Origin of the sequence: Rhizobium leguminosarum (genome assembly GCF_019798305.1) — a bacterium.
Lineage (GTDB): Bacteria > Pseudomonadota > Alphaproteobacteria > Rhizobiales > Rhizobiaceae > Rhizobium > Rhizobium leguminosarum_U.
Window position 1 is genome coordinate 202,650 of record NZ_JAAXDD010000011.1, and the last position, 12,548, is coordinate 215,197.

At 60.9% G+C, this 12,548-nt stretch carries 9 protein-coding genes, 1 tRNA gene and 1 pseudogene; 8 read left to right on the forward strand and 3 right to left on the reverse strand.

Going from position 1 to position 12,548, the window contains the following annotated elements; genetic code table 11:
* Window positions 1-149: 149 nt before the first annotated feature.
* The gene (locus tag HFO99_RS20890; RefSeq protein ID WP_222363299.1) at window positions 150-455 is read left to right on the forward strand and encodes an ETC complex I subunit; all 306 of its coding nucleotides are present in this window, start codon (window positions 150-152) and stop codon (window positions 453-455) included.
* A 57-nt stretch (window positions 456-512) separates the two neighbouring features.
* Window positions 513-589, forward strand: a tRNA-Arg gene (locus HFO99_RS20895).
* A gap of 92 nt (window positions 590-681) precedes the next feature.
* Here HFO99_RS20895 and HFO99_RS33965 read toward each other — a convergent pair.
* Complete coding sequence (locus HFO99_RS33965) at window positions 682-891, reverse strand: helix-turn-helix transcriptional regulator (RefSeq protein ID WP_409994941.1); 210 nt, start codon at window positions 889-891, stop codon at window positions 682-684.
* A gap of 1,858 nt (window positions 892-2,749) precedes the next feature.
* Between HFO99_RS33965 and HFO99_RS20905 the strand changes: the two genes are divergently transcribed.
* A complete protein-coding gene (locus HFO99_RS20905) occupies window positions 2,750-3,946 on the forward strand; it encodes an adenylate/guanylate cyclase domain-containing protein (protein WP_222363303.1) in 1,197 nt (398 codons plus the stop codon).
* 5 nt (window positions 3,947-3,951) lie between these two features.
* On the opposite strand, the gene HFO99_RS20910 is transcribed toward HFO99_RS20905, so the two are convergent.
* Window positions 3,952-4,569 carry a hypothetical protein gene (locus HFO99_RS20910; protein ID WP_261323247.1) on the reverse strand — a complete coding sequence of 206 codons (618 nt, stop codon included), beginning with the start codon at window positions 4,567-4,569 and terminating at the stop codon, window positions 3,952-3,954.
* Between the two features lie 653 nt (window positions 4,570-5,222).
* On the opposite strand from HFO99_RS20910, the gene HFO99_RS20915 reads away from it, so the two are divergent.
* From HFO99_RS20915 to HFO99_RS20925, 3 genes are read left to right on the forward strand one after another with little or no spacing between them, the layout of a single operon-like run.
* A complete protein-coding gene (locus HFO99_RS20915; RefSeq protein WP_222363305.1) occupies window positions 5,223-5,975 on the forward strand; it encodes an ImuA family protein in 753 nt (250 codons plus the stop codon).
* Window positions 5,896-7,407: a Y-family DNA polymerase gene (locus HFO99_RS20920; RefSeq protein ID WP_222363306.1), complete on the forward strand. Its 1,512-nt coding sequence runs from the start codon at window positions 5,896-5,898 to the stop codon at window positions 7,405-7,407. The genes HFO99_RS20915 and HFO99_RS20920 overlap by 80 nt, the downstream gene beginning before the upstream one ends.
* Window positions 7,404-10,715 (forward strand): error-prone DNA polymerase, encoded by a 3,312-nt coding sequence (locus HFO99_RS20925; RefSeq protein WP_222363308.1) that lies wholly within the window; start codon window positions 7,404-7,406, stop codon window positions 10,713-10,715. Before HFO99_RS20920 ends, HFO99_RS20925 begins: the two co-directional genes overlap by 4 nt.
* Here the strand turns inward: HFO99_RS20925 and HFO99_RS33505 are convergent.
* A pseudogene (locus HFO99_RS33505) lies at window positions 10,682-10,894 on the reverse strand (adenylate/guanylate cyclase domain-containing protein); the annotation flags it as partial. The gene HFO99_RS20925 and the pseudogene HFO99_RS33505 sit on opposite strands and share 34 nt — an antisense overlap.
* A gap of 39 nt (window positions 10,895-10,933) precedes the next feature.
* Between HFO99_RS33505 and HFO99_RS20930 the strand changes: the two are divergent.
* The gene (locus HFO99_RS20930) at window positions 10,934-11,926 is read left to right on the forward strand and encodes a dienelactone hydrolase family protein (protein ID WP_222363310.1); all 993 of its coding nucleotides are present in this window, start codon (window positions 10,934-10,936) and stop codon (window positions 11,924-11,926) included.
* 71 nt (window positions 11,927-11,997) lie between these two features.
* Complete coding sequence (locus HFO99_RS20935; protein ID WP_315860494.1) at window positions 11,998-12,531, forward strand: ferritin-like domain-containing protein; 534 nt, start codon at window positions 11,998-12,000, stop codon at window positions 12,529-12,531.
* Window positions 12,532-12,548: the final 17 nt, after the last annotated feature.

Genomic DNA, 12,548 nt, shown 5'->3' on the forward strand with positions numbered 1-12,548 from the left:
TTCCTTGAAAAAGCGGGGATTCGCAGCTAAGCAAAATTCATCTCTTTGCGTTATCCTCAGCGATGACGCAAAAGGCCCGGCACGGGCCGGCAACGGGATTGAGACCATGAAAGACGGGCGCTGCCCGCATAGTCGGAGACGCTGCAGTCATGTCTGCCAAGATCTATCGTCCAGCCAAGACCGCCATGCAGTCCGGCAAGGCCAAGAGCCATCTCTGGGTGCTTGAGTTCGATCAGGAGTCGCCGCGCAAGATTGATCCGATCATGGGCTACACCTCTTCGGGTGATATGCGCCAGCAGGTGAAGCTCACCTTCGAAACGCAGGAACTCGCCGAAGCCTATGCCCAGCGCAACGGCATCGAATACCGCGTCATCGCGCCGAAGGACCCGATACGCCAGGTTGTCGCCTATCCCGACAATTTCCGCTATACCCGCACGCAGCCCTGGACGCATTGAGATTTCTGGTCCAGATATGCCGCATCCGGTCGCGCTCGTGAGACGCGGCCGCCGGACGGCCCCTTAGCTCAGCTGGATAGAGCACCTGCCTTCTAAGCAGGTTGTCGCAGGTTCGATTCCTGCAGGGGTCGCCATAATTTCAACCGGTTCTAAGCGTCGCCCAACCGCTTCACCCTTTTTGGGGCAACGAACTGGGCAACGCGCGCTTGTCGGCTGGGCGCTCATCTCACCACCGGCCGGTTATCAGTCGTCGGCGCCGTCGGCCGCGACTCGAGCGCACAGGTTTCGAGAGAATCCATTGGTCGATCCGGACGTCGGGCCAGCCAATGCGTCCCTTCGAGAGCCTTCGACAGGGGGGAAAGTCACTGCTCTTGTCCTTCCTGTTCCGCCAGATGGTGCTTCTGCACACGCCCGTTCGCCGGATGACTTCGTTTATATAACGCCGCCCCTCAGGCGGCGATCGATGCGAAGCTCAACTGGATTGTTTGGTGAGGACACGGCTGTCGCGGAGAGGCTTTAATCTGCCGCATGCCAGGGAGTCCTGGAGTGTGGACTTTAGCCAGTGCGTGCGGAATCCTTGCGGAAGTGTATTGCCGGTCGCTCGTTCCGCGAGCCAAGATCGACTGACCATAACGGCATCAATAGAGGGCTGGCTCGTCGTGAGACAAGGCGGATCGGGTGGGAAGCGCGGCGTCGCTGCTGAGAGGAACAGGAACCTTCCGCGGGGATCCACCGCCCGAGGGTCGGGCAAGGATTAAGAGCTTTCTGGTGCCAGTGACTGTCAAGGATTCCTGCGACCCTCGTCACGACGGTCGGCCGGCGGCCCAGACCCTCCACTGGCGCCGATTTATCCTCGATCAAGAAACCGGGCCGGCTCCCGGTCCACAGCGCCATACCCCTGCGTGCAGCTATAACGGTGGCAATTTCAAGATCGAATCCTACCGAGTTGGTGAAGGCGCTCGACCAGATCCAAGTGGATTCTTCGCCCGCGCGAGCGACAAACAGAATGCAAAACAGGCTCTTGTGCTTTCACGCGTGCAGGGCATTTGCTCGTGGAGCCCGACTTCAATCCCGCCATCGTGGAGCAGACTTGCCATCGACGGAACCATCAGCGTTGGTCGTTGCGAAACCCCAGAGGTGGCACCTGTTGAAAGGAGATGCGGGAGACCGCATGGATAAGCCTCGTGTCTCGTGATCTGCCGGCCGTTTGCTTCCGATATCGTCCATAGGCGGCGGTGACGCGAAAGGTCTTCGTTCGGGTCGAACCGCCTTCGGAACGAAAGGCTGCGCGCTTGACTTTCGCGCCAGTCAGGTCCACGCCGTTCCATCTTCGAGATCCCTATTACGCTCCCAGCGCCTCGTCCGAATCCTTGATGGAAAGGTGGTTGCGGAGGACGTCAGCCGCTCCTGCTCGTCTGGATGCTTCACCCTGATGTGTCGTCAGTTCAAACTGCTCCGAAGAAGGGCGGGGTCGATCCCTTCCGACAGGCTCTAGCGGCGATCTCAAGGACCTGCCCCCTCTTCGCGCTCGCGGAAAGATTGTACCTCTCGTAGGCGGCACCATGGAGAATCTAGGTTTAAGCTACTTGGCTTAAATGGCCGAAGCGGTCGTTGACATCTTTCATGCGCGGGGTCAGGGGCGTAAGTACGTCGATTGGCCAGCCAGGAAGAGCTTGGAGTTCGAATTCTCAGGATGGCGATCCCAAGATCGAGCGCCCACGCTAAGCAGGTGCCGTTCGTTGCAAGGACCTTGCGGACCTTGGTCGAACTCGAAGTAACCCGGTGAGCGCAACTGGGTGCGTCGCAAAGGTTGTGCGACCGCTGACCTGCGACGCATGAGGATGGCAACATCGAGCATCCGTGTTGCGAAGCTGAATTCGTGGTCGTACCCGCCAAACACCCGCATCATCATCCTTCCGGCGGCGAGGGAAACTTTGGGACCAGAGATTATCAGCGAATCCGGGGGGCGCATGCCAACGGAGACGAGGGGACGCTCCGTCCATTCCGCGGAAGGGGGCGGAGCCACCGCTCGCTGCAACTCCGCCCGCGCTTGACCCAGATTCGGCTGTGCGGGGTCGTCACGGTAAGATAGATCGCAAAAAACGGCCTGGCATCTGTGTCAGAGGCCAGGGGATCAACGGTCTACGGTCGCTTGGCGCACACAATTCGACGATGAGGCTCTGCCATCCAGTTACAACCGCGCGCAGTCCTAACTAATATTAACGAGGTGCTGGTGCTTTATGGATCAGCGGCCAAATTGTATGTTGCCTATATTTCGATACCCGGAGGTCGACATGGGCAGGAGGCTTACTACCATCTTCGCCGCGGATATCGCGCAATACAGCCAGCATGTCGAAGATGATGAAATTGCCACCTTGTCTCATCTAGCAAAACTCCGCGAGATAATGGACGCCATTATCCGTCGACATGAGGGGTCAATCGCAAATACCGCCGGCGACAGCGTCATCGCAGTATTCGATAGCGCGGTCGAAGCAGTTCTCGCTGCCATTGATATCCAGGCAGCCCACAGGAGCTACAACGAGACGGTACCGTCGGCGCAACGCCTCAAATACCGTATTGGAATCAACCTCGGCGATGTCAACGTGCAGCCGAACGGCGACGTTCTCGGAGGTGGGGTGAACATCGCGGCAAGATTGGAGTCGATCGCTCAGCCCGGCGGGATATGCCTCAGTGAGGGCGTATTTGAGCAGGTCGACCGAAAGCTGCCTACCGAACTCAAGCGGATCGGCGAACATTATGTCAAGAACCTCGCGAAGCCGATCACCGTTTATGCGATCTCCGACGTAGATGAAAACTTCATAGCATTATCAAGAAGAAGATCGGCCGCATTTATCCGAAAGCCAGCGTTTCTGGCTGGGCTGGCAATCTTGACGATCGCGGCTTTTGGGGCTTCGGTCTTTGTCCTGACGCAGCAACGCACGCCGGAGTGGGCGCAGCGGGCATATAAGAAGGACGAGAGCATTCAGGGCAAATCGGAAAAGGACATACTGGCCAACTTCGATCTCGTCACCGAAGGACACTTTGGCCATTCAAGGTACTTGGTCATCAGAACGTGGGGGGCCAGCATGGCGGCACTACTCGACCTGGCGGCCGGCTTGAAGGGACATCTTGCGACCATATCCTCAGCCGAAGAGAACGAATTCGTCTACAACCTAACCCTCGAGAAGCCAGGTCACTGGGTCGTGCAGGATGTCGGTGGCGAGCCGCAAAGTAGCGGACCGATGATCGGCCTGATGCAAGACGACGGAGCGAAGGAACCCGACGGAGGATGGCACTGGGTGGATGGCGAACCACTCTCATATACTGCATGGGCTCGCTATCAACCGGGCAATTCGGGTGGCCACCAGAACTTCGCCCAATTCAGAGCTGACGGTCGCGAACCAAAACCCACTTGGGATGACATCGACCCAGCTCAGGATGCCGCCGTCATCGAAATCGAGGATACTCAGGTAGGGCAGAGGGCAAAATAGAGCTATTAGCCGACGCGAAGGACCTGCATGCCCAATGACCTCATCTCGTAGTCGAACGGTTTCTGGGAATAGACACCATGCTTCATATAGAAACGTTTCGACGTGACGAATTGCGGGTCACTCGATGGTTGGTACCGCCCCGACAAGACGCCGCTTCCGTTGATCTGGACCGACACGTCAAATCCGCCTTGCCCGTCGAACGCGAGCGTGACGCGCAGGTGGTAAGGCGTTCCGTCTCGCCTGAGACTGGGTCCATGATAACCAGCGCCCCGAAGGCCGCGATTTTCGACGCAACCTGCCATTCCTTTGCCGCGTGTATAGTCGCTGTCAAACCGAAGGGAATTGCCACCAGTCCAGCGCAAGCTCATCGGCGGTGAACAGCCGTTCCGTCCATCATGGACCTGGAATAAAATGAAATCATTGCTTTGTGATGTCTTCATCGAGACGGTGGTGTCGAATGCGTAGCTCACTCGGCTGTTGACGGAGATGTTGCCAGAGTTCAGTTCCGATCGTTGCTTGAAAATACCGCCGCTGCAATGGTTGGAACTCTGGTGAAAAATGTAGGCACCGCCCGAGTGGCTTATCGCACCTGGATCCACGCCGCATGACGTCTGCCATCCCAAGGAAACTCTGCGACCCTCGGCTGCGTACGGAGCAGTTGCTCCTATTGCCACGGCAATGACTGCCGTAAGGATATACGTTGCACTCCTCATATCCCCGCCCATCATCGAAACAGCATGCATCCCCGTGCATTGCTATCATCTAATGTACCGTTACGGGAGTCATCCAAAAGAGGCAGCTCTTGCTATTCACGCCTGCTGTGGCGGTTCCTGAAGTCGCAAGACCCACATCCTCGAGGTCACCGTGAACTCGCGTTGCCGAGCATTTCTCGAAGTCGAAGATTAGATGGAAAACGGAAGCATGCCGATCAGTGGATCGCTGGTTTGAACGGGATTCTGACAGCTATGCACCGAGATTGAAGTGGTCGCGCCTGGGGCGCCTAAGAGGCAGTCGAAGACTCGAAATTTCGGTTTGCCAAATCGACTGGGACGGGACGAGCGGCGTCCAAATATTTTTAGACGGTGCAGCCAAGTTATGCGCTGTCGCTACCGATTTGATTCGTTTTGTTAATCTGAGTTCCTACTAATTTTTAGGACTAGATTCCTGTCCAATGCGTGCCTTGACGCCGCCGGCGATAAGGAACAGAAGAAGAACAGTTTAGTTTTCACGACATGATGTCGTCCTTTTCAACGCGATTTTGAAGGATTCGCCAACGATGTCGGCTGCCCGCGAGCTAGCCATCGCCGATCTCCGCGAGCGTATCGCTGCTCTTGAAGGCGGCGTCGCGAAGCGGAAGGGCTGCCTGCCTTTCGGATTACCGGACATCGACGCCACCCTTCCCGGAGGAGGCCTCGCCTACGGCGCTCTGCACGAATTTGCAGGCGGCGGATCGGGCACCGTCGACGGAGCGGCGGCGGCCCTCTTCGCCGCGGGGGTCGCCGCCCGCACGAAAGGGAAGGTCGTCTGGTGCCTGACCCGGCCCGATCTCTTCATGCCGGCCCTGGCGCAGGCTGGCCTCCACCCGGACCGGGTGATCTTCGTCGAGTCCGACCGGGAGGAGGACGTCCTCGCGAGCATGGAGGAGGCCCTCGGTTACGGCGGCCTGGGCGCCGTGGTCGGCGAGATCGTCCGTCTTCCGATGGTCTCCTCGCGAAGGCTGCAGCTTGCAGCCGAGAAGACCGGAACGATGGGGATAGCCGTCCGGCGTTGGAGAAGACAGACGGAGGCGAACGATTTCGGCCAGCCGACGGCGTCGACGACGCGGTGGAGGGTGAGTGTCCTACCGTCCGAAGCACTCCCCGTACCCGGCGTCGGACGGGCGAGATGGCTTGTGGAACTGATGAGATCGCGTGCAGGCGAGTGTGCCGAGTTTTGCGTGGGAGCATGTGATGAGCAGGGTCGTATCCATTTACCTTCCGGATCTGGCGACCGACAGGATACGTCGAGCCGATCCCGACATTCCGCCTGAACGGGCGATCGCGGTGATCGCGAAGAGCAGCGCCAGGCGCTGGGTTTCGGCCGCCGACGCCGCCGCCAAGAAGGCGGGCGTCCTGGTAGGAATGCCGGCCGCCAAGGCGCAGGCGCTCTTCCAGGGGCTCATGATGGTCGATGCCGATCCGGTCGCAGACGCCTCGGCCTTGGAGCGGATCACGCTCTGGGCACTGACCGTCTACTCGCCGATCGTCGCCATGGACGCTCCGGACGGTATCGTCCTCGACACCGAAGGTGCCGACCACTTGCAAGGCGGGGAGGAGCCCATGCTGACCGGCATTGCCAACCACTTCCGCTCCAGGGGACTGACGGCGAGGGTGGCGATAGCCGACACCTGGGGTGCGGCACATGCGTGCGCGCGCGCCATCAGCCGGGAAACCGTGATCGTGCCGCGCGGGGAGATCGTCCGGGCGGTCGAACGTCTGCCGATCTCACTGCTGCGGCTGCCCGAGAAGGTCGCCGGCGACCTCCGTACGTTGGGCTTCCGCACGATCGGCGAGCTTGCGAACACCGCTCGAGCGCCGCTCGCGCTCCGTTTCGGCCCCGAACTCGGCCGCCGTCTCGACCAGACGTTCGGGCGCGTGTCCGAGCCGATCGACCCTATCCGCAGCCCGGAGCTGATCGAGGTCAGCCGCTCGTTTGCAGAGCCTATTGGCGCGCCCGAGACGATCAACAAGTACGTCGGGCGGCTTGTCGTCCAGCTCGTCGAGGAGCTGCAGCGCAAGGGGCTGGGCGTCCGGCGCACCGACCTCGTCGTGGAGAAGGTCGACGGCACCCGGCAGGCGATCCGTGCGGGCACCGCCAAACCGGCGCGCGAGGTCGCCTGGCTGGCCAAGCTCTTCAAGGATCGTACCGAGAAGATCGAGCCCGGCTTCGGCATCGAGAAGCTTTCGCTGGTCGCGGTGATGTCGCAGCCGCTCGAAGAGATGCAGAAGACGTCCTCGCTGGTCGAGGAGGAGAACGACGACATAACGCCTCTCATCGACATCTTCGGCAACCGCGGCCAGCGCGTCTATCGTCTAGCTCCGGCCGCCTCCGACGTGCCCGAGCGCAGCGTCAGGCGCATCGCCGCTTCCGCCCAGGACGTCGGGGAGTCGTGGACGCACGAATGGAAGCGGCCGGTTCGGCTGCTCGACCGCCCCGATCCGATCGAAGCGATGGCCTTGATGCCGGATCATCCCCCGGTCTGGTTCTCGTGGCGCGGCAAGCGGCGTCGCGTGAAGTGCGCCGACGGGCCGGAGCGGGTGTTCGGCGAATGGTGGGTGCGCACTTCGGAGGTCGAGGCCGTGCGGGACTACTTCGTCGTCGAGGACGACATCGGCGAACGCTACTGGATCTTTCGTTCCGGCGACGGCGTCGACGCGGGCACCGGTTCTCACAAATGGTTCCTGCACGGGATCTTCGCATGAGATACGCCGAACTCCAGGTCACCACGCATTTCAGCTTCCTTCGTGGCGCGTCGTCGGCCGACGAACTGTTCGCGACGGCGAAGGAGATCGGCATTGAGGCGATCGGTGTTGTCGACCGCAATTCGCTTGCAGGCGTCGTCCGGGCGCTCGAAGCCTCCCGCGCCACGGGCGTCCGCCTCGTCGTCGGATGCCGTCTCGATTTGACCGAAGGGATGTCCCTCCTAGTCTACCCTACCGACCGCGCCGCATATTCCCGGCTCACCCGCCTTCTGACGCTCGGAAAGAGCAGGGGCGGCAAGGGCAACTGCATCCTCTCTCTCGAGGACGTCGCCCTTTACGCCGAAGGACTGTTGGCCGTTCTTGTCCCCGACCTGCCGGACGAGGCGGGCGCCGTCCAACTCCGCAAACTCGTCCGTCTGTTTGGCGACCGCGCCTACGTAGCACTCTCGTTGCGGCGTCGTCCCAACGATCAGATGCGGCTGCACGAGTTGTCGAACCTGGCGACGAGCTACAAGGTTCGCACGGTCGTCACCAACGACGTCCTCTTTCACCAGCCGGGCCGCCGCCAGCTTCAGGATGTCGTCACCTGCGTCCGCGAGCACACGACGATCGACGACGTCGGCTTCAAGCGAGAGCGCCACGCGGATCGATATCTAAAGCCGCCGGAGGAGATGGAGCGCCTGTTCCCGCGCTACCGGGAGGCGCTCGCACGGACGATGGAGATCGTCGACCGCTGCAAGTTCTCGCTTGAAGAGCTGACGTACCAGTATCCGGAGGAGGCGATCATACCCGGCAAGTCGGCGCAGGAATCTCTCGAGCACTACGTGTGGGAATGCGTTCCAAGCCGCTATCCGGAGGGCCTGCCGCCGGACGTGCTGAAGACCGTTCGGCACGAGTTCGATCTCATCAGGACCATGAAGTACGCGCCGTACTTCCTGACCGTCTTCTCGATCGTGCGCTACGCGCGTTCGCAGGGAATCCTGTGCCAGGGACGCGGGTCGGCGGCGAACTCGGCCGTCTGCTACATCCTCGGCATCACCAGCATCGATCCTTCCACCAATGATCTTCTGTTCGAAAGGTTCGTGTCGCAGGAACGCGACGAGCCCCCGGACATCGACGTCGACTTCGAACACGAAAGGCGCGAGGAGGTCATCCAGTGGATATACAGTACCTATACCCACCAGAAGGCGGCGCTCTGCGCGACTGTGACGCGCTACCGCGCCAAGGGCGCGATCCGCGACGTCGGCAAGGCGCTCGGGCTTCCCGAGGACGTCATCAAGGCGCTGTCGTCCGGCATGTGGTCGTGGTCCGAGGAGGTCAGCGACAGGAACGTGCGTGAACTCAACCTCAATCCCGAGGATCGTCGCCTCATATTGACGCTCCAGCTCGCCCAGCAGCTCATGGGCGCGCCTCGCCATCTGGGCCAGCATCCCGGAGGGTTCGTCCTCACCCAAGATCGTCTCGACGACCTCGTGCCGATCGAGCCGGCGTCCATGGTCGACCGGCAGATCATCGAATGGGACAAGGATGACGTCGAAGCCCTCAAGATGATGAAGGTCGACGTGCTCGCCCTCGGGATGCTCACCTGCATGTCCAAGGCGCTCGACCTGATCCGCGAGCACAAGGACGAGGATCTCGACCTTGCATCGATCCGGCAGGAGGACAGCGCCACCTACGCGATGATCCGCAAGGCCGACACGCTCGGCACGTTCCAGATCGAAAGCCGGGCGCAGATGGCGATGCTGCCCCGTCTGAAGCCGCGGACGTTTTACGACCTGGTCGTCCAGGTGGCGATCGTCAGGCCCGGCCCCATTCAGGGCGACATGGTCCATCCCTACCTCCGGCGTCGCGAGGGCAAGGAGAAGGTCGAGTATCCGACACCTGAACTTGAAGCCGTCCTTGGAAAGACACTGGGCGTGCCGCTGTTTCAGGAATCCGCGATGAGGGTGGCCATGGTCTGCGCCGGCTTTACCGGCGGCGAGGCCGACCAGCTTCGCAAGAGCATGGCAACGTTCAAATTCACCGGCGGGGTGAGCAGGTTTAAGGACAAGCTCGTCAGCGGCATGGTGAAGAATGGCTACACCCAAGAGTTTGCGGAGAAGACGTTTTCGCAGTTGGAAGGCTTCGGGTCCTATGGATTCCCGGAATCGCATGCCGCGAGCTTCGCGCTCATCGCTTATGCGAGCAACTACGTGAAGTGCCATTTCCCCGACGTCTTCTGCGCGGCCTTGTTGAACTCGCAGCCGATGGGTTTCTACGCGCCGGCGCAGATTGTCGGCGACGCCGCGAAGCACGGCGTCGAAATCAGGCCCGTCTGCATCAACCGCTCGCGATGGGACTGCACGCTCGAGAGGATCGAGAACACCGACCGTCACGCGGTCCGCTTGGGAATGCGAATGGTGAGAGGCCTGGCGATCGCCGACGTCGCGCGCATAGTCGCGGCGCGGATGAACTCGGAATTCGACAGCGTCGACGACATGTGGCGGCGGTCCGGCGTCCCCGCGGCGTCGCTCGTCGAACTGGCCGAGGCCGACGCCTTCCGGCCGTCTCTGGGCCTCGAACGCAGGGACGCGCTGTGGGCGATTAAAGCGCTCCGCGACGAGCCGCTTCCATTGTTCGCTGCGGCGGCCGGACGCGACATGAAGACGATTGCCGAGCAGCGTGAGCCGGAAGTCCGGCTGCGTCAGATGACCCAGGGCCACAACGTGGTCGAAGACTACGGCCACGTCGGCTTGACCTTGCGGGAGCATCCGGTCGCCTTCCTGAGGCGAGACCTGCTGAAGCGGAACATCGTCACCTGCGCCGAGGCGATGAACGCCCGCGACGGCCGCTGGCTTATGACGGCCGGCCTCGTCCTTGTCCGCCAGAAGCCCGGATCCGCCAAGGGCGTCATGTTCATCACGATCGAGGACGAGAGCGGACCCGCGAACGTCGTCGTCTGGCCTTCGCTCTTCGAGAGGCGTCGCCGCGTCGTGCTTGGGTCGTCCATGATGGCGATCAACGGCCGCATCCAGCGGGAAGGGGACGTCGTCCATCTCGTCGCGCAGCAGCTCTTCGATCTGAGCAGCGATCTATCAGGCCTTGCGGATCGCGACGCCGACTTCAAACTCCCGACAGGGAGAGGAGACGAGTTCGCCCACAGTTCGCCAGGCAGTCCGGATGCACGGGGCAAGCCGATGCCGGTGCCGCAGCCGCGGGACATCTTTGTGCCTTTATGCCGAACTCGGCATAACGGCACTTATCCCGAGCCCGACACTATGCCGAGCCCATTCCCTAAAGCCCGAGACTTCTCGGACCCGAGAAGATAGTAATCATAGGCATTCAGGTTTTCAGGCCGTTTGCGTTTGGCTGCCGCCCGCCCGGCCTCTTGAATCAGTCCCACTCCGCCGCCGAGGCGGTTGGCGACCTGCTCTGCGATTTCGGTCTGAACGGCGAACACGTCCTCATCGGGCCGGTCCCAATTCTCCGACCAAAGATGGCGGCCGGTTTACGTGCTAGGTTGAGCGCAAAGTCGGAGGTGCTTGACATGGCACGCTTCATTGGAGCCGCGCTCACCCTGTGCATCGTGACACTTTTCGCCGCGCTCGGACGCGCCGGGGAAGTCCGGCCGAAATTCCCCCCAGACGAGACGTTGACAGTGCCATCACTCACCCTGACGGACGAACAGTTCTTGCGGGGGAATACGGCGAACGGAGTTGCTGTGACGCTGACTGGTCAGCTCCGATTTCCCAGTTGGAATGAGCATTTGCCGGCCGTCGTTCTGCTCCATGGTTCCAATGGTGCTGCCAACAGCACTCCGGCGCTCCGATGGGGCGAATTCCTCAACAGAATGGGCATCGCGACGTTCCGCCTTGATAGCTTCGGCGGACGAGGCATAGATCAGGTCGAGACAGATCAGTCGCGGCTGAGCTCCTTCGCGCAATTCTACGACACCTATCGCGCCGTCGACGTGCTCGCGAACCACCCGCGGATCGATCCATCACGCATCGGCGTGATGGGCTTTTCGCGCGGCGCCACCGCAGCGCTCTATACCAGCATGCGGCACTTCCAAGCTCTCCACGGACCGACAAAGGCGCGCATCGCCGCACACCTCTCGTTCTATCCTGCCTGCAACATTCACTTCGTCGATGAACTCGACATTGTCGACGCACCAGTCCGCGAATTCCACGGCGCGGCGGACGACACGACCCTGGCTGTGACGTGCCTCGGTTACATCACGCGTCTCAACGCGGCCGGAAAGGACGCTGTCATGACCGAGTATCCCGGCGCGCACCACGGGTTCGATAACCCCGATGCGCGGTTGGTTTCCGTTAGCCAAAGCGCACAATCTTCTCGCAATTGTCAGCGGCGCGAGGAAGACGGCAAGATACTCAATGTCGAGACTGGCAAACCCTTCACCTTCAATGATGCTTGTGTGGAACTCGGTTCAACCGTGGGCTACGACAAAGCTGCAACGGAGGCAGCACAAGCCACTGTGAAGAAGTTCTTGACTGGAGTATTTCGCCTCAAAAGACCTTAGAAGACCTCTTTGTCGACGGTCTCAAGGATGTCTATTAAGCAGACGCAAGATCATCCCGGCTCTCACGAGAAATAAGTCGCAGGGCCAAGTCCCAGGACTTGAAGGCCGCTTTCGATCTGCATCTCCAGGAGACGGAGGGGCAGGTTGAGCGGCTGGTCCAGGGTGTTCGAACTGCTTGGAAAGCCGGCCACGGAAAGAACGGCCGGCGATCGATGGCATCATCGAGGAAGGTCAGGAAATTCTCGAGGAATTCTAGGACTCCGAAGCTCTCGACGCTGCCGGCCGCAGCCCAGGCCCTCGAACAGCACGAGATCGCTCGCTACGGCACTCTCAAGTCGTGGGCGATGCAGCTCGGAATGAAGAAGGAAGCCGAGTTGCTCCAGCAGACGCTCGTCGAGGAGATCAAGATCGATGAGACGCTGACCCAGCTCGCGGAACCCAAGATCAACCAATTGGGTGAGAAGGCACCTGACCCGACGAGGCCGCGAAAAGGACATGCGGCCAGTGGGCCTACCTTGTCAGTTCCGGCTGTCGGTGATGCGCCGTCGGTCAGGCTGCGCGTGCTACCAATGCGGGCTAATATCAACTATACTTCGGTCGACTGAATATCTTGGCTTGTTCG

Excerpts from the sequence above, each read along its gene's own strand:
- HFO99_RS20915 (WP_222363305.1), top strand. The coding sequence starts at position 5,223 with ATGTCGGCTGCCCGCGAGCTAGCCATCGCCGATCTCCGCGAGCGTATC.
- HFO99_RS20890 (WP_222363299.1), top strand. The coding sequence starts at position 150 with ATGTCTGCCAAGATCTATCGTCCAGCCAAGACCGCCATGCAGTCCGGC.
- HFO99_RS20925 (WP_222363308.1), top strand. The coding sequence starts at position 7,404 with ATGAGATACGCCGAACTCCAGGTCACCACGCATTTCAGCTTCCTTCGT.
- HFO99_RS20930 (WP_222363310.1), top strand. The coding sequence starts at position 10,934 with ATGGCACGCTTCATTGGAGCCGCGCTCACCCTGTGCATCGTGACACTT.
- HFO99_RS20920 (WP_222363306.1), top strand. The coding sequence starts at position 5,896 with ATGAGCAGGGTCGTATCCATTTACCTTCCGGATCTGGCGACCGACAGG.
- HFO99_RS20905 (WP_222363303.1), top strand. The coding sequence starts at position 2,750 with ATGGGCAGGAGGCTTACTACCATCTTCGCCGCGGATATCGCGCAATAC.